The following is a 16114-nucleotide window of genomic DNA, read 5'->3' as shown; positions in this document are numbered from 1 at the left end:
GGCAGCGTCACCGCCCGATCACCGCCCCGCAGAGTGGAGTCAGACGTGAGCGTCAGCGTCCGGACGACGACCGACGGAACCGATCCCTTCGGCACCGCACGGCTGCGGCGGGGTGTGCTCGACGCCTGGGGCGCCTCGCCCGCCCGGTTCCGGGAGGACGCCAACGCCGAGGAGGACCTCGCGCTCGGCGGCTACCGCGACCGCCTCGTCGTCGAGCTGGCGCAGAACGCCGCCGACGCCGCCCACCGCGCCGGTGTCACCGGCCGCCTCCGCCTCACCCTGCACCCGGCGGACCACGAGGGCCCCGCCGTCCTCGCCGCCGCCAACACCGGCGCCCCGCTGGACGCGGCGGGCGCCGAGTCGCTGTCGACCCTCCGCGCCTCCGCCAAACGCGAACAGGGCCAGGGCGCCGTCGGCCGCTTCGGCGTCGGCTTCGCCGCCGTCCTCGCGGTGAGCGACGAGCCCGCCGTCCTCGGCCGCCACGGCGGCGTCCGCTGGTCCCTCGCCGAGGCCCGCGAGCTCGCCGCCGAAGCCGCCCGCCACAGCCCGGGCCTCGGCGACGAACTGCGCCGCCGCGACGGCCACGTCCCCCTGCTGCGGCTCCCGCTGCCCGCCGAGGGCACCGCCCCCGACGGCTACGACACCGTCGTCGTCCTCCCGCTGCGCGACACGGCCGCCCGCGACCTCGCCGAGCGGCTCCTCACCTCGGTCGACGACGCCCTGCTCCTCACCCTCCCGGGACTCGCGGAGATCGTCGTGGAGACGGCGGAGGGCGTGCGCACCCTGCGCCGCTCCGAGGACGACGGCTACGTCCGCGTCGACGACACCGCCACCGGCACCCACCGCTGGCGGACCGTCTCCCACGGCGGTCCGATCGACCCCGAACTCCTCAAGGACCGTCCGGTCGAGGAGCGCCTGCGCCCCCACTGGACCGTCACCTGGGCCGTGCCCGTGGACGCCGAGGGCGCCCCCCGCCACCCGCGTACGACCCCGGTCGTGCACGCCCCCACGCCCACCGACGAACCCCTCGGCATCCCCGCCCTCCTCATCGCCTCCCTCCCGCTCGACACCGCGCGGCGCCACCCGGCGCCCGGCCCCCTCACCGACTTCCTGGTGCAGCGCGCGGCCGACGCGTACGCCGAACTCCTCGCCGACTGGCAGCCGGTGACGACCGCCACCCTCGACCTCGTGCCCGGCCCGCTCGGCAAGGGCCCCCTCGACGGGGCGCTGCGCGAGGCGATCCTGGACCGGCTGCCCCGGGTCGCGTTCCTGGCCCCCGCCGCCCCGTCCGAGGAGCTGCCGGCCCTCCGCCCGATCGAGGCCGAGGTCGCGGAGGGCGCGGGCGGCGAGACCGTCGACGTCCTCGCCGAGGTGTTCCCGACCCTCCTCCCGGCCGGCCTGGAGCGACGGCCCGAACTCCGCACCCTCGGCATCGGCCGCGTACCCCTGACCGAGGCGATCGACCGCCTCGCCGGGGTGGACCGGGCCCCGACGTGGTGGTGGCGGCTGTACGACTCCCTCGCCGGTGTCGACCCGGACCGCCTGACCGGCCTTCCCGTACCGCTCGCGGAGACCGTCGAGGGCGCCCGGATCCGTACGACGATCGGCCCCCGGCAGGTCCTCCTCCCGCAGGACCGCACCCCCGCCGAACTGACCCGCCTCGGCCTGAAGGTCGCCCACCCCGAGGCCGCCCACCCGCTCCTGGAGAAGCTGGGCGCCCTGCCCGCCACCCCCCGCGCGGTCCTGACGACCCCGCAGGTGCGGGCGGCGGTCGCCGCCTCCCTCGACGCGGGCGAGATCTGGGACGAGGACGCCGACACCCTCGACGCCGAGGAACTGGCCGACACCGTCCTCGGCCTGGTCCGCGACGCGGAGCTCGACCCCGGCGAGGAGCCGTGGCTCGGCGCGCTCGCCCTCCCCGACGAGGACGGCGAACTCTCCCCGGCGGGCGAACTCGTCCTCCCCGGATCCCCCTTCGCCGCCGTCATGCGCGAGGACGAACTCGCCTTCGTCGACACCGAACTGGCCGCCCGCTGGGGCGAACAGCCGCTCGCCGCCTGCGGCGTCCTCGCCACCTTCGCCCTCGTCCGCGCCACCGACCTCGTCCTCGACCCCGACGAGGTCGAGCCCCGCGAGGGCGACTACCCGGAGCCCGACGACGCCGGCGTCCTCGACGCCGTCGACGTGTGGTGCGAGGACGTCCTCGACCGGCTGCCCGACACGCCCGTGCCGCCGGTGGCGACCGAGATCGTCGCCGTACGGGACCTGGACCTCGTCGACGACGACGCCTGGCCCCAGGCGCTCGCCCTGCTCGCGCAGCCGCCGCTGCGCGACGCCCTCACCCAGCCCGTCCGGGTCCTCCTCCCGGACGGCACGACGGAGACCGTCCGCTCCTACACCGCCTGGTGGCTGCGCGACCACCCCGTCCTGGACGGCCGCCGTCCGGCCGGACTCCGCGCCGAGGGATCGGACCCCCTCCTCGCCGGCCTGTACGACTCCGCCGACGCGACCGGCTTCGACGACGAGCAGGTCCTGCGGGCCCTCGGTGTCCGCACCTCCGTCACGGCCCTCCTCGACGAACCGGGAGGCGCGGCGGAACTCCTCACCCGCCTGTCCGACCCCTCCCGCGAGGTCACCGCCGTCCAGCTGCACGCCCTCTACACGGCCCTCGCCGACCTCGACCCCGAGCAGGTGACCCTCCCCGACGAGCTGCGCGCGGTCGTGGACGGCGCTCTCGTCGTCGTCGACGCGGCGGACGCCATGGTCGCCGACGCCCCCGACCTCCTCCCGCTGGCCGACGGGGTCCCGCTCCTGCCCGTCTCTCCGTCCCGCGCGGCCGACCTGGCCGAACTGTTCCAGGTGCGCCGTCTCAGCGAGGAGGTCGACGCCGAGGTCAGCACGGTCGGCGAGGAGCACGACGTGCCGCCCTCGGTCCACGCCCTCCTCGGCCCGGCCACCCCCGCCTCCTACATCGAGCACGACGAGCTCCGGGCGGCCGGCGTCGAACTCGACTGGCGCCACACCCCCGACGGGGTCCTGCACGCCGCCACCCTCGAAGGCGTGGCCGCCGGCCTCGCCTGGGCCGCCGGCCAGTGGCCCCGCCGCTTCGAGGTCGCCGCCCTCCTCGAAGACCCCTCACGCACCGCCGAACTGGCACGCGACCGCTGGTTCGACTGACCTCACGCCGGGAAGCGGCGGTCGACCCAGCGCCAGGCGAGTTCGAGGAGGGCGGCGCCGACGGCGGCGATGGCGACGGCCGTCCAGGGCATCGTCACGCCCACCAGCTTCAGGGCGAAGAAGTCCTGGAGCCAGGGGACGACGAGGACGAGGAGGAAGGCGCCGGCCATGGCGGCGACGAGGGTGAGGCGCCACCAGGTGTAGGGGCGGGCGATGATCGCGAGGACCCACATCGAGACCAGGAAGAGCGTGAGGGTGGCGGCGCTGGTCTCGGCCTGGAGGGCGTCGGGGCCGGTGTAGTGGTGGCGGGCGACGAGGTACGTCGTGAAGGTGGCGGCCGCGGCGATGACCCCGCCAGGGATGGCGTACCGCATGACCCGGCGGACGAAGTTCGGCTTGGCGCGTTCCTTGTTGGGGGCGAGGGCGAGGAAGAAGGCCGGGATGCCGATGGTGAGGGTGGAGAGCAGGGTGAGGTGGCGGGGGAGGAAGGGGTACTCCACCTGGGAGCAGACCACCAGGACCGCCAGGAGGACGGAGTAGACCGTCTTGGTGAGGAAGAGGGTGGCGACCCGGGTGATGTTGCCGATGACGCGGCGGCCCTCGGCGACGACGGACGGGAGCGTGGCGAAGGAGTTGTTCAGGAGGACGATCTGGGCGACGGCCCGGGTCGCCTCCGAGCCGGAGCCCATGGAGACGCCGATGTCGGCGTCCTTGAGGGCGAGGACGTCGTTGACGCCGTCACCGGTCATGGCGACGGTGTGGCCGCGGGACTGGAGGGCGGCGACCATGTCGCGCTTCTGCTGCGGGGTGACCCGGCCGAAGACGGCGTTCTCGTCGAGGACCTTCGCCATCTCCTCCCGGTCGGTGGGGAGGGTGCGCGCGTCCACCGTGTTCGCCGCGCCGGGCATGTCGAGCTTGCCGGCGACCGCGCCGACCGAGACGGCGTTGTCGCCGGAGATGACCTTGGTGGCGACGTTCTGGTCGGCGAAGTAGGCGAGGGTGTCGGCGGCGTCGGGCCGCAGCCGCTGTTCGAGGACGACGAGCGCGGTGGGGCGGGTGTCGGCGGAGACCTCGGGGGAGTCGAGTTCGTGGGCCGTCCGGGCGAGGAGGAGGACGCGGAGCCCCTGCTCGTTGAGGTGGTCGATCTCGGCGAGCGCCGGGTCGTCGGCCTTGAGGAGGACGTCGGGGGCGCCGAGGAGCCAGGTGGAGTTCTCGCCGTCGCCCTCGCTGAAGGCGGCGCCGCTGTACTTGCGGACGGAGGAGAAGGGCAGGCTCTCCGTGCAGCGCCATTCCACGGTCTCCGGGTAGGCGTCGACGATGGCCTGGAGGGAGGCGTTGGGGCGCGGGTCGGATTCGCCGAGGGCGCCGAGCACCTTCCGTACGTACGTCTCGTCCGAGCCGTTCAGGGTCCGCAGCTCCGTGACGTCCATGCCGCCCTCGGTGAGCGTGCCCGTCTTGTCGAGGCAGACGACGTCCACCCGGGCGAGGCCCTCGATGGCGGGCAGCTCCTGCACGAGGCACTGTCTGCGGCCGAGCCGGATCACCCCGACCGCGAAGGCGACCGAGGTCAGCAGGACGAGGCCCTCGGGGATCATCGGCACGATGCCGCCGACCGTGCGGGCGACCGCGTCCTTGAAGTTGTCGTCCTTGACCACGAGCTGGCTGATGACGAGCCCGATCGCGGTCGGGATCATCATCCACGTCACGTACTTGAGGATCGTGGAGATGCCGTTGCGCAGCTCCGAGTGGACCAGCGTGAAGCGGGACGCCTCCTCGGCGAGCTGGGCGGCGTACGCCTCGCGGCCGACCTTGGTGGCGGTGAAGGCGCCGCCGCCGGCGACGACGAACGAGCCGGACATCATGCGGTCGCCGGGTTTCTTCACCACCGGGTCGGCCTCGCCGGTCAGCAGGGACTCGTCGATCTCCAGACTGTCGGCCTCGGCGACCACGCCGTCGACGACGACCTTGTCGCCGGGGCCGAGCTCGATGAGGTCGCCGAGGACGATCTCGGAGGTGGAGAGCTCGGCGGCGAGGCCGTCGCGCCGGACCGTCGGTTTGGACTCGCCGATGACGGCGAGCCCGTCGAGGGTCCTCTTGGCGCGGAGCTCCTGGATGATGCCGATGCCGGTGTTCGCGACGATCACGAAGCCGAAGAGGCTGTCCTGGATCGGCGCGACGACGAGCATGACCACCCAGAGCACGCCGATGATCGCGTTGAAGCGGGTGAAGACGTTGCCGCGGACGATGTCGGCGGTGGAGCGGGAGCTCCGCAGGGGGACGTCGTTGACCTCGCCGCGCGCGACGCGTTCGGCGACCTGGGCGGAGGTGAGTCCGGCGGGGTGGTGCACGACGGGCGGTTCCACCGTCCCGGGCCCGCTGCCGTCGATGTCGATCTTCGCCCGCTGAGTCATGTTTTCGACGGTACGACCGGTTCCGGTCGTTCACCTGCCGAGAAGAGCGAAGATCAGACCGGGGGAGGAGCGAAATCCTCCCCTGGTGCCACGAGCCGGGGTCCGTCCCGGGCGGCCCGGCCGCGCCTCACGCGCCCGGCCGCGCCTCACGCGCCCGGCCGCGCCTCACGCGCCCGGCTGCGCCTCACGCGCCCGGCCGCGCCTCACGCGCCCGGCTGCGCCTCACGCGCCCGGCTGCGCCTCACGCGCCCGGCCGCGCCTCACGCGCCCGGCTGCGCCTCGGGGCCCTGCGCCGCCTGCGCGGCCTGTTCCGCCGCGTGCCGCTTGATCGCCGCGTCCCGCTTCCGTACGTACCAGATGCCGATCAGGCCGAGGCCGGCGCCGGCCAGGCAGGTCCAGATCCACGAGGTGATGCCCCGATCGTCGAACCAGCCGTAGAAGGGGACCTGGACGAGGAAGAGGGCGAACCAGAGGATCGTTCCGCCGGTGATGGTGGCGACGACGGGCCCTTCCAGGGGCTCGGGTGCCTCGTGCTTCGGTGTCCACTTCGCCATGGGGTCAGTCTAGGTGGCGCGAATTCGTACCCACGCATGGTCTACGCGCGGAGATGGACGCTCACTCGTTCATGTGTTCATACTGAAACGGTTTGCCTCTGGCGGGTTTCCTTCGTATGAACCGCCAAAAAGGACTTCTTCCGAAGAGGAACCCCATGAGCACCACGGCCACCGCCAGGGCCACATCCCCCGAGACCCCTGAGACTCCTTCCTCGGGCCTCGACCGCTACTTCAAGATCTCCGAGCGCGGCTCGACCGTCGCCCGCGAGGTCCGGGGCGGCTTCGCCACGTTCTTCGCGATGGCCTACATCATCGTGCTGAACCCGATCATCCTCGGCAGCGCCAAGGACATGTACGGGCACCAGCTCGACAGCGGCCAGCTCGTCACCGCGACCGTCCTGACGGCCGCCTTCACGACCCTGCTCATGGGGGTCATCGGCAACGTCCCGATCGCCCTCGCCGCCGGCCTCGGCGTCAACACGGTCGTCGCGCTCCAGCTCGCGCCGAAGATGTCCTGGCCGGACGCGATGGGCATGGTCGTCCTCGCGGGCATCGTCGTGATGCTGCTCGTCGCCACCGGTCTGCGCGAGCGCGTCATGAACGCGGTCCCGGTCGGCCTGCGCAAGGGCATCGCGATCGGCATCGGCCTCTTCATCATGCTGATCGGCCTCGTCGACTCGGGCTTCGTCTCCCGCATCCCCGACGCCGCGCACACCACCGTCCCGCTCCAGCTCGGCGGCGACGGTCACCTGACCGGCTGGCCGGTCCTCGTCTTCATCCTGGGCACGCTCCTGACGCTCGCCCTGATCATCCGCAAGGTGCCGGGCGCCATCCTCATCTCGATCGTCGTCATGACGATCGCCGCGATGGTGATCAACGCGGTCGCGACCGTCCCGTCCTGGGGTCTCACCACCCCGGAGTGGCCGGGCAACCCGGTCGCGTCGCCGGACTTCGGCCTGGTCGGCGAGGTCAGCCTCTTCGGCGGCTTCGGGAAGGTCGGGATGCTGACCGGCGTCCTCTTCGTCTTCACCGTCCTGCTGTCCTGCTTCTTCGACGCGATGGGCACGATCCTGGGCGTCGGCGACGAGGCCAAGCTGATCGACAAGGACGGCAACTTCCCCGGCATCAACAAGGTCCTGCTCGTCGACGGCCTGGCCGTCGCCTCCGGCGGCGCGACCTCCTCCTCGGCCACCACCTGCTTCGTGGAGTCCACGGCGGGCGTCGGCGAAGGCGCGCGCACGGGCCTCGCCTCGGTCGTGACCGGTGGTCTCTTCTCGGTCGCGCTGTTCCTCACGCCGCTGGCCACGATGGTCCCGTCCCAGGCGGCCACGCCCGCGCTGCTCGCGGTCGGCTTCCTGATCCTGGCCGGTTCGATCAAGGACATCGACTGGAGCGACTACACCATCGCGGTGCCGGCGTTCCTGGCCATGGTGATGATGCCGTTCACGTACTCGATCACGAACGGCATCGGCATCGGCTTCATCGCGTTCAGCGTGCTGCGGCTGGCGGCCGGCCGGGGCCGTGAGGTCCCGGTGGCCATGTACGTCGTGTCGGCGGTCTTCGTCTTCTACTACGCGATGCCGGCGCTCGGACTCACGTGATCCCGGGGCGCGTCGGGCGTCCCGTAGAACTTCTCCGTCTCGTCGACCGCGGTCTTGAACCGCTCGTCGAAATCCTCGCGAATGAGCGTCCGGACGACATAGTCCTGGACGCTCATTCCTCTTTTCGCGGCGTGGCTCCTGAGCCGGTCGAGCAGCTCACCGTCGATGCGCAGGCTGAGCACTGTCGATCCCATGCCGTTCAGGGTCGGGGCAGCCGGGGCCTCTTTGCGTCACTTTCCGGATCCGACTCACTCATTTGGGTGATACATGGATACCGAAGCGTGACCTGCGTGCGCCCTGTTGTCGCCCGCTATGAGGCTTACGGGTGTGATCCGCGCGACGCCGGCGTGTCCCGGTTGGTATTTAGGCAGAGTAATGAGTTAGGCTAACGAACATGCCAGACCTGTCCCCCGGCACAGCCGACGACGCCGCGGCCGTGAACGCGCTCCGCTCCTCCGTCATGCGACTGGGCCGCCGCCTCAAGCACCAGCGCGTCGACGAGTCGCTCAGCCCGACCGAGATGTCGGTCCTGGGCACCCTGAAGCTCTGCGGCTCGGCCACCCCCGGTGAGCTGGCCCGCAAGGAGCACGTCCAGCCTCCGTCGATGACCCGCATCGTCGCGCTGCTCGAAGCCAAGGGACTGGTCCGGCTGGAGCCGCACCCCGACGACCGCCGGCAGAAGGTGGTCAGCCAGACCGAGCAGGCCGAGGCCATGCTCGAAGAGTCCCGCCGCAAGCGGAACGCCTGGCTGGCCGCCCTCGCCGAGGGCCTGGACGAGGACGAATGGGCCAAGCTGCGCGCGGCCGCCCCGGTCCTGGAGAAGCTCGCCCACCTGCCCCCGGCTTCCCGCGGGTAGCCCACGGACCCGGGGCGGCCCTCGCAGGGGTGGCCCCGGACCCCAGCCGACGCGCCAAGGAGCTGACGCGCTTTGAGTACGGGACACGGAGCAGACTCCGCACCCGTCCATCAACCCACCCTCGACACCCGCGGGCGGAGGGAAACCTTCTCCTCGCTCAGGATCCGTAACTACCGGCTGTTCTTCACCGGCGCGATCGTCTCCAACACCGGTACGTGGATGGCCCGCATCACCCAGGACTGGCTGGTCCTGAGCCTCACCGGCTCGGCCGCCGCCGTCGGCATCACGACGGCCCTGCAGTTCCTGCCGATGCTGCTCTTCGGCCTGTACGGCGGAGTGATCGCCGACCGCTACCCGAAGCGGCTCCTCCTCCTCTTCAGCCAGGGCGCGCTGGGCCTCTGCGGCCTCGCCCTCGCCGTCCTCACCCTCTCCGGCCAGATCCAGGTCTGGCACGTCTACCTGATCGCCTTCCTGCTCGGCATGGTGACCGTCGTCGACAACCCGGCCCGGCAGTCCTTCGTCTCCGAGATGGTCGGCCCCGGCCAGCTCCGCAACGCCGTCTCCCTGAACTCGGCGAACTTCCAGTCCGCGCGGCTCGTCGGCCCCGCCGTCGCCGGTGTCCTCATCGCCGGAGTCGGCAGCGGCTGGGCCTTCCTCCTCAACGGCCTGTCCTTCCTCGCGCCCCTCGTGAGCCTCCTGCTCATGCGGACGAGCGAGCTCCACAAGGTGGAGCGCGCCCCGCGCGGCAAGGGCCAGCTGCGGGAGGGCCTGCGGTACGTCGCCGGGCGCCCGGACCTGATCTGGCCGATCGTCCTCGTCGGCTTCATCGGCACGTTCGGGTTCAACTTCCCGATCTGGCTGACCGCCTTCTCCGGTGACGTCTTCCACGTCGGCGCCGGGACGTACGGCTTCCTCAACACCCTGATGGCGGCCGGCTCGCTCGTCGGCGCCCTCGCGGCCGCCCGCCGCGGCTCGACGCGGCTCCGGATGCTGGTCGTCGCGGCGGCCGTCTTCGGCGTCCTGGAGATCGCGGCCGCCCTGTCGCCCGCGTTCTGGCTGTTCGCGCTGCTGCTCGTGCCGATCGGCATGATCGGCCTCACGGTCAACATCACCGCGAACTCGGCCGTCCAGATGGCCACCGACCCGGCCATGCGGGGGCGCGTCATGAGCCTCTACATGATGGTCTTCGCCGGTGGTACGCCGATCGGCGCGCCGCTCCTCGGCTGGGTCACCGACACCTACGGAGCCCGCGTCGGCTTCGCGACGGGCGGGGTGATCTCGCTGGCCGCGGCCGGTGCCGTCGGCCTCGTCCTGGCCCGCGTCGGCGGCCTGAAGCTCGCACTCGGCTGGCGTCGCGGCCACCCGCAGGTCCGCTTCGTGGCGCGCGAGCGGCTGGCGACGGCGGCGTAGCCCTTGGCGGGCGGCGGCCTGGGGCCGGGTGCGTCGCCTTGGCCGGGGCGGCCTGGGGTCGTCGTGTGCCCGGGGACGGGGCCTCCGCGGGGGAGGTGGTGTCCGGACTGCGTCTCACCGCGCTTCGCGCGAGTTCAAGACGCTTTACGTCCGGACACCACCTCCCCCGCTCCGGCCCCGTCCCCTCCCGTCGTCGTTCTCAGAAGCGCCGTTCCAGGACTTGGCCCGGCCAGTCGCCGACCTGGAAGGGGTCGGTGGGGGTGAAGCCCTGGCGTTCGTAGTACGCGACGAGGCGGCCCTCGCTGCCCGCGAAGCAGTCCACCCGCAGCAGCGAGGTCCCCTGTCGCCGGGTCTCGGCCGCCGCGTGTTCCAGGAGGGCCGCGCCCACCCCGTGGCCGTGGAAGCGGGCGTCGGTGGCGAGGAGGCGGACGTACACCTCGGGTTCGCCGGCCGGGGCGACGTACTGGCCGGGGTGCGGGGTCAGCGTCATCGTGCCGGCCGGCACGCCGTCGATCTCCACGATCCACGGATCGCCCTCGGACATCGTCCGCCGGACCTGCTCCACCGCCTTGGGGCGCCCGGAGAACGACTCCGTGCCCCACTGGGCGGTGATTCCCCTGCCGTTCAGCCACACCACGGCGCTGTCGAGTATCGCGAGTATCGCGGGGAGGTCCTCCGCCCCGCCCTTGCGGATCTTCATGCCGCCGAGGCTATCGGCTGCCAGACTTTTCCCATGAGGCTCTTCGCCGCCGTCCTGCCGCCCCCGCCGCGGCTGGACGAGCTCGGACACGTCGTCGACCGTCTGCACCGGCTGCCCGGGGCCGACGGGCTGCGCTGGACCTCGCGGCCCGGCTGGCATCTCACGCTCGCCTTCATGGGGGAGGTCGACGAGGAGCTGCTGCCGGAGCTGCGGGACCGGCTGGCGAGGGCCGCGCACCGGACGCCGCCGTTCCCGCTGCGGCTGCACGGCGGCGGGCACTTCGGGCGGCGGGCGCTGTGGACGGGCGTCGCCGGGGACCTGGACGAGCTGCGGCTGCTCGCCGAGCGGTCGGACGCCGCCGCGCGGCGGTCGGGGGTCGTGATGGAGGAGCACCGCCGCTACCAGGCCCATCTGACGCTGGCCCGGGCGCGGACCGGCGAGGCCGACCTGCGTCCGTTCCTGGCGGAGCTCGGCACCTTCGAGGGCGCCCGCTGGGAGGTGGCCGAGCTGGCACTCGTACGGTCGAACCTGCCGGTGAGCGGGGTGCGGGGCGAGCAGCCGCGGTACGAGACGGTCGGGTCGTGGCCCCTGGAGGGGGCCGGGGAGGGCCGGGGCGGGGGCGGCCGGGCCGGACGGCCGGGTTAACCTCGACGGGTGGACCCGAAGACCCGTAACCGGATCATGGCCGGCGTGCTCGTACTGATGTTCGCGATCATCGCGGTGGCGTCGCTGGCCGGACAGTAAGCCCCCGACGGCCCCGCGCCGCCCCCGCGGCGGCCCTCCCGTACCGCGCCGTACTCCCCCCTACCCACCTCGTGGGAACCCCCTTGCTTCGAGCGCACTCGAAGCAGTTGGCTTGACCTCCATGGAGTACACGCAGCTCGGACGCACCGGACTCAAGGTCAGCCGACTCGTCCTCGGGACGATGAACTTCGGACCGCAGACGGACGAACCCACCAGCCACGCCATCATGGACACGGCGCTGGACGCGGGCCTCAACTTCTTCGACACCGCCAACGTGTACGGCTGGGGTGAGAACAAGGGACGGACCGAGGAGATCGTCGGCTCCTGGTTCGCGAAGGGCGACGGCCGCCGCGACAGGACCGTCCTCGCCACCAAGGTGTACGGGAACATGGGCGTCGACGGCGACGCCTGGCCCAACCACGACAAGCTCTCGGCGCTGAACATCCGCCGCGCCGTGGAGGCCAGCCTCAAGCGGCTCGGCACCGACTACATCGACGTCTACCAGTTCCACCACATCGACCGCGCGACCCCCTTCGAGGAGATCTGGCAGGCGGTCGACGTCCTGATCCAGCAGGGCAAGGTGCTGTACGCGGGCTCCTCGAACTTCCCCGGCTACAAGATCGCCCAGGCCAACGAGGCCGCCGCCCGGCGCGGCTCCGTCGGCCTCGTCAGCGAGCAGTGCCTCTACAACCTCTTCGAGCGGCGCGCGGAGATGGAGGTCATCCCGGCCGCGCAGGAGTACGGCCTCGGGGTCATCCCCTGGTCCCCGCTGCACGGCGGCCTGCTCGGCGGCGTCCTGAAGAAGGAGGCCGAGGGCAAGCGCCGGACGGAGGGCCGCGCGGCCGCCACCCTCGCCGACCCGGCCGCCCGCGCACAGCTCCAGGCGTACGAGGACCTGCTCGACAAGCACGGCCTCGCCCCCGGCGAGACGGCCCTCGCCTGGCTCCTCACCCGCCCCGGGGTGACCGGCCCGATCGTCGGCCCGCGCACCCCCGACCAGCTCGCCGGCGCGCTGCGCGCGCTGGAGACCGAGCTGAGCGACGAGGTCCTCGCCGGCCTCGACGAGGTCTTCCCGGGCCCGGGCCCCTCCCCGGAGGCGTTCGCCTGGTGACCCCGTAGGGGTTGCGGGCACCCGCGGGCGCGCCCCCGCGCGGTGTTCCGCCCCGCGCGGTGTTCCGGACGCGTCCCACGAAGACGGGACGCGTCCGGGACGGCCGACCGCCCCCGCGGGGCTCCCGCGCACCTAGGGTCACCGGGGTTCCCGGGACGGCCGGGCAACGGACCCCTCGAAAGGTGATCCCTCGGATGAAGCGCAAGATCCTGGCGCTCGCGGCGGCGCTCGGCTTCTCCGTCGCGGGCCTGGCGGCCACCGCGACTCCGGCCCAGGCGTACGCCATCGGGCCGGGAGACTGCTCCTGGTCCGGCGGCAAGACGCTCTGGTACAGCGGCGTCTGGCTGACCAACGACACCTGCTACCTGACGAACAAGACCAAGCTCTCCATGCAGAGGGACGGCAACCTCGTCCTGTACTGCGTCACATGGGAGTACGGGCAGCCGAGGGAAGGCCGTGCGGTCTGGGCCACCGGCACCTGGAACGCCGGCTACGCGGCCGCGAAGATGCAGGTCGACGGCAACCTCGTGGTCTACGGCAGCGACACCGTGACCCCGTACTGGTCGTCCCGCACATGGGGGCACGACGGCGCCGTGCTGGCGATCCAGGACGACAGCAACGTGGTCATCTACGACTCCCGGGGCTACCCGATCTGGCACTCCAACACGTACCACGCCTGCTAGGAGCCCGGCGGGGCCTGCCGGACGGTGTACGGGCCGCCGAGGTCCCACGCCTGGTGCATCGCGTCGGCGAAGGCGGCGGCCAGTTTGTGTTCGCCGGTGGGGCCGGGGTGGGTGCCGTCGTAGGTGTCGGCCCCGAGGTCGTACGACTCCGGGACGGTGGCGAGCAGGAGCGGCGAGGCCGCCGTGTCCAGATCGGCGACCGCCTTCGCGAGGAGCTCGTTGAAGCGGGCGCACTCGGCCGCGAAGGGGGCGTCGTACCCGGCCCGGACGTTGGGGATGACCGGCAGGAGCACGGCCCGCACCCGCGGGTTCGCGGCGCGGGCCGCCGCGACGAACGCCCGGACGTTCTCCTCCGTCTGGTCGCTGTTCGTGTAGAAGCCGAGGTCGATCAGACCCAGCGAGATCAGCAGGACGTCCGCCCCCGTGGCCGCCACGGTCCCGCCGATCACCGGCGCCATGTGCAGCCAGCCCTCGCCCCAGCCGGCCAGGTGGCGCCGGGCGGGGGCGGGGAAGTCGGGGTCGGCGTAGGCGTCGACGCCGTCGGGCGCGTCGGCGGCCTCGGGGTCGTACAGCCCCGTCCGCGGACCCACGATCTCGTACCCGCCCGGAAGCGTGGCCTCCAGGTGCTGCCACATCCGGTGCCGCCAGGTCCAGTCGCCGACGCGTCCGATGGTCATGCTGTCGCCGACGAACAGAAAACGCATGGTCACATCATCGCGGACCGTCTCCCCGGGCTGCGACGTGATCCGGGACACGGGCGGCACCCGTCGGGACACCGGCGGGCCCCACCGGAACACCGGCGGCCCGTGCGCGAAAGCCCGGGCCCAGGGACCGGCGGCCCTACGCCACGAACCTGCCGACCGTCTCCGCGAACCACCGCGCGTCGTCGTGCCACGGGAAGTGCCCGGCCCCCGCCAGGACGGCGAGCTCGGCCCGGGGGAAGAGGGCCGCGTACGCGGCGGCCGTCGGGACCGGAGTGTTCGCGTCGCCCTCCCCGGCGACGACGAGGACCGGCCGCCCGAACGCCGCGAACACCGCGCGCGTGGCGGCCGGTTCGAAGGCGCCCTCGCCGCCGTAGACCGCCGCGCCCTCGCCGTTCCGCAGCCGGTGGCCCTCCGACTGACGCTCCTGGGCCGCCTCGTCCCAGGAGCCGTGGAAGAACGGCGCGACCGCCGCGAAGGCCGCCGCGCTGCCGCGCTCCGCCGCGAGCTCCTCCAGGGCCGCGTACGCCTCCGCGAACCACGGCTCCTCCTCGCGCCACGGCTGCCGGGCCGCCGCGAGCCGCTCCTCACCGCTGGTGTCGAGACCGGCCGCCGCCGCGCCCGGCGTGACCAGCACGAGCCGGCCGACGCGCTCCGCGTACCGCGTCACGTACAGCGCGGCCAGGTTCGCGCCCGCCGAGTGCCCCAGCACGTCGACGGTCTCCAGACCCAGATGCGCGCGCAGCGCCTCCACGTCCTCGACGAGCCGGTCGCAGCGGTACGAGGCCGGGTCGGCCGGCACCCCGGAGGCCCCGGTGCCCCGAAGATCGAGCCGGACCAGCGGCCGGCGGGCGGCCAGGCCGCCGAGGTCACCGAGATAGGCGGAGTCCTGGAGGGGACCACCCGGAAGGCAGAGCAGCGGATCCCCGGAGCCGGAGCCCGAGACGTGGTAGGCGAGTTCCGTGCCGTCGGGCGCGGTGAAGGTGAGCATGGACGCGACCATGACAGGGCCTCCGTAGCAGGTCAAACAGGTTTCGCCGGTGCCGGGCGCCCCCCACCGCCCGGCGTCCGCGGCCCCGCCGTGGCAGGCTGGGGCACATGCGATCTGCTCTGTGCGCCCTCGGCGCGGCGGCGGCCCTGGTGCTGCTCCCGGCCGGCCATGCCCGTGCCGAAGGGCAGGAACCCGACCAGGACTTCACGATCGAGGACGCCCGGATCACGGAGTCCAGCGGCCTCGCCGCGAGCCGGTCCCACCCCGGGATCTACTGGACGCACAACGACCAGGACGCGCCCCTGATCTACGGCATCGACTCCCGTACGGGAAAGACCGTCGCGACCCTGACGATGAAGGGCGTCGGCACCCCCCGTGACATGGAGGCCATCGCCGTCGGCCCCGACGGCGACCTCTACGTCGGCGACATCGGCGACAACCTCGACGGCTCCTGGGACCACGTCTGGATCTACCGCTTCCCCGAGCCGAAGACCCTCACGGACCAGACGGTCGAGGCCCGTCAGTACGTCGTGAAGTACGCCGACGGCCCCCGCAACGCCGAGGCCCTGATGGTCCACCCGAAGACCGGCCGGGTCTACATCGCGAGCAAGAACGAGGACGGCGGCGGCCTGTACGCGGGCCCCGAGCGCCTCTCCGCGTCCGGCACGAACGTCTTCCGCCGCGTCGACGAGGTCCCGTGGGTGACCGACGGCGCCTTCTCGCCCGACGGCGGCCGGCTCGTCCTGCGCGGCTACTTCAGCGCCAGGGAGTACGCCTGGAAGGACGGCCGCCTCGCCGACGAGGGCACGTCCGCCGGAGCCCCCTTCCAGGGCCAGGCGGAGTCGGTCACCTACACCGCGGACGGCTCGGCCTTCATGTTCGGCTCCGAGGGCCGCAACAGCCGCGTGGTCCGCGTGGACCGGCCGGAGGCCGACCGCCCCTCGAAGCCGACCGAGGCGCCGGGCGGATCCCCGCAGTCCCCCTCGGCGCCCGCCGCCGGGGGAGACAGCGGCAACGCCACCGTCGGCTTCCTCGTCCTCGCCGGCGCCACCGTCCTCGTGGTCGGCGTCAAACGCCTCCTCCGCCGGGGCTGAGAGCCGCTGTTTCCGGCCGAGTCGACCGACATCCCGCTGTCGCGGCGACCGCCCGCCACCCACGATGGACGGGTACACACC

General features: G+C 72.8%; 14 protein-coding genes. 8 read left to right on the top strand and 6 right to left on the bottom strand.

Annotated elements, in window-relative coordinates; translation table 11 throughout:
• Positions 1-33 precede the first annotated feature (33 nt).
• On the top strand, positions 34-3177 hold the full coding sequence (locus ACFVZH_RS33300) for a sacsin N-terminal ATP-binding-like domain-containing protein (RefSeq protein ID WP_384903283.1): 3144 nt from the start codon (positions 34-36) through the stop codon (positions 3175-3177).
• Positions 3178-3179: 2 nt separating this feature from the next.
• Here ACFVZH_RS33300 and ACFVZH_RS33295 read toward each other — a convergent pair whose 3' ends face one another.
• Both ACFVZH_RS33295 and ACFVZH_RS33290 read right to left on the bottom strand, forming a co-directional pair.
• Complete coding sequence (locus ACFVZH_RS33295) at positions 3180-5588, bottom strand: HAD-IC family P-type ATPase (protein ID WP_384903281.1); 2409 nt, start codon at positions 5586-5588, stop codon at positions 3180-3182.
• 260 nt (positions 5589-5848) lie between these two features.
• Positions 5849-6142, bottom strand: a complete 294-nt coding sequence (locus tag ACFVZH_RS33290) for a DUF2530 domain-containing protein (RefSeq protein ID WP_384903279.1) — start codon at positions 6140-6142, stop codon at positions 5849-5851.
• 155 nt (positions 6143-6297) lie between these two features.
• Between ACFVZH_RS33290 and ACFVZH_RS33285 the strand changes: the two genes are divergently transcribed.
• Positions 6298-7743, top strand: coding sequence for an NCS2 family permease (locus ACFVZH_RS33285; protein ID WP_384903278.1), 1446 nt, complete (start codon positions 6298-6300; stop codon positions 7741-7743).
• Here the strand turns inward: ACFVZH_RS33285 and ACFVZH_RS33280 are convergent.
• Positions 7713-7937, bottom strand: a complete 225-nt coding sequence (locus tag ACFVZH_RS33280; RefSeq protein WP_384903276.1) for a hypothetical protein — start codon at positions 7935-7937, stop codon at positions 7713-7715. The genes ACFVZH_RS33285 and ACFVZH_RS33280 overlap by 31 nt on opposite strands.
• Before the next feature lie 200 nt (positions 7938-8137).
• On the opposite strand from ACFVZH_RS33280, the gene ACFVZH_RS33275 reads away from it, so the two are divergent.
• Entirely contained in the window at positions 8138-8599 is a 462-nt protein-coding gene (locus ACFVZH_RS33275; RefSeq protein WP_384903274.1) for a MarR family winged helix-turn-helix transcriptional regulator, read from the top strand.
• 72 nt (positions 8600-8671) lie between these two features.
• Complete coding sequence (locus ACFVZH_RS33270; RefSeq protein WP_384903272.1) at positions 8672-10009, top strand: MFS transporter; 1338 nt, start codon at positions 8672-8674, stop codon at positions 10007-10009.
• A gap of 199 nt (positions 10010-10208) precedes the next feature.
• Here the strand turns inward: ACFVZH_RS33270 and ACFVZH_RS33265 are convergent, their stop codons facing one another.
• The gene (locus ACFVZH_RS33265) at positions 10209-10709 is read right to left on the bottom strand and encodes a GNAT family N-acetyltransferase (protein WP_384903270.1); all 501 of its coding nucleotides are present in this window, start codon (positions 10707-10709) and stop codon (positions 10209-10211) included.
• Between the two features lie 33 nt (positions 10710-10742).
• On the opposite strand from ACFVZH_RS33265, the gene thpR reads away from it, so the two are divergent.
• The 3 genes from thpR to ACFVZH_RS33250 all read left to right on the top strand — a co-directional run bounded on the left by thpR (position 10743) and on the right by ACFVZH_RS33250 (position 13247).
• Positions 10743-11354 (top strand): RNA 2',3'-cyclic phosphodiesterase, encoded by a 612-nt coding sequence (thpR, locus tag ACFVZH_RS33260; protein ID WP_384903269.1) that lies wholly within the window; start codon positions 10743-10745, stop codon positions 11352-11354.
• 220 nt (positions 11355-11574) lie between these two features.
• Positions 11575-12564 (top strand): aldo/keto reductase, encoded by a 990-nt coding sequence (locus ACFVZH_RS33255; protein ID WP_384903325.1) that lies wholly within the window; start codon positions 11575-11577, stop codon positions 12562-12564.
• 194 nt (positions 12565-12758) lie between these two features.
• Complete coding sequence (locus ACFVZH_RS33250) at positions 12759-13247, top strand: hypothetical protein (RefSeq protein ID WP_384903267.1); 489 nt, start codon at positions 12759-12761, stop codon at positions 13245-13247.
• On the opposite strand, the gene ACFVZH_RS33245 is transcribed toward ACFVZH_RS33250, so the two are convergent.
• Positions 13244-13951: a GDSL-type esterase/lipase family protein gene (locus tag ACFVZH_RS33245; protein WP_384903264.1), complete on the bottom strand. Its 708-nt coding sequence runs from the start codon at positions 13949-13951 to the stop codon at positions 13244-13246. The genes ACFVZH_RS33250 and ACFVZH_RS33245 overlap by 4 nt on opposite strands.
• A gap of 136 nt (positions 13952-14087) precedes the next feature.
• Positions 14088-14939 (bottom strand): alpha/beta fold hydrolase, encoded by an 852-nt coding sequence (locus ACFVZH_RS33240; protein ID WP_384903323.1) that lies wholly within the window; start codon positions 14937-14939, stop codon positions 14088-14090.
• 107 nt (positions 14940-15046) lie between these two features.
• Here ACFVZH_RS33240 and ACFVZH_RS33235 point away from each other — a divergent pair, with 107 nt between their 5' ends.
• Complete coding sequence (locus ACFVZH_RS33235; RefSeq protein WP_384903262.1) at positions 15047-16033, top strand: WD40 repeat domain-containing protein; 987 nt, start codon at positions 15047-15049, stop codon at positions 16031-16033.
• Positions 16034-16114: the final 81 nt, after the last annotated feature.

The sequence above is a fragment of the Streptomyces sp. NPDC059534 genome (genome assembly GCF_042743475.1).
Classification (GTDB): domain Bacteria; phylum Actinomycetota; class Actinomycetes; order Streptomycetales; family Streptomycetaceae; genus Streptomyces.
This window is presented reverse-complemented; position numbering and strand designations above follow the sequence as displayed.

Coding starts and splice junctions, on each gene's coding strand:
- ACFVZH_RS33240 (WP_384903323.1), bottom strand. CDS start 14,939: ATGCTCACCTTCACCGCGCCCGACGGCACGGAACTCGCCTACCACGTC.
- thpR (WP_384903269.1), top strand. CDS start 10,743: ATGAGGCTCTTCGCCGCCGTCCTGCCGCCCCCGCCGCGGCTGGACGAG.
- ACFVZH_RS33255 (WP_384903325.1), top strand. CDS start 11,575: ATGGAGTACACGCAGCTCGGACGCACCGGACTCAAGGTCAGCCGACTC.
- ACFVZH_RS33295 (WP_384903281.1), bottom strand. CDS start 5,588: ATGACTCAGCGGGCGAAGATCGACATCGACGGCAGCGGGCCCGGGACG.
- ACFVZH_RS33280 (WP_384903276.1), bottom strand. CDS start 7,937: ATGGGATCGACAGTGCTCAGCCTGCGCATCGACGGTGAGCTGCTCGAC.
- ACFVZH_RS33245 (WP_384903264.1), bottom strand. CDS start 13,951: ATGCGTTTTCTGTTCGTCGGCGACAGCATGACCATCGGACGCGTCGGC.
- ACFVZH_RS33290 (WP_384903279.1), bottom strand. CDS start 6,142: ATGGCGAAGTGGACACCGAAGCACGAGGCACCCGAGCCCCTGGAAGGG.
- ACFVZH_RS33285 (WP_384903278.1), top strand. CDS start 6,298: ATGAGCACCACGGCCACCGCCAGGGCCACATCCCCCGAGACCCCTGAG.
- ACFVZH_RS33265 (WP_384903270.1), bottom strand. CDS start 10,709: ATGAAGATCCGCAAGGGCGGGGCGGAGGACCTCCCCGCGATACTCGCG.
- ACFVZH_RS33250 (WP_384903267.1), top strand. CDS start 12,759: ATGAAGCGCAAGATCCTGGCGCTCGCGGCGGCGCTCGGCTTCTCCGTC.
- ACFVZH_RS33275 (WP_384903274.1), top strand. CDS start 8,138: ATGCCAGACCTGTCCCCCGGCACAGCCGACGACGCCGCGGCCGTGAAC.
- ACFVZH_RS33235 (WP_384903262.1), top strand. CDS start 15,047: ATGCGATCTGCTCTGTGCGCCCTCGGCGCGGCGGCGGCCCTGGTGCTG.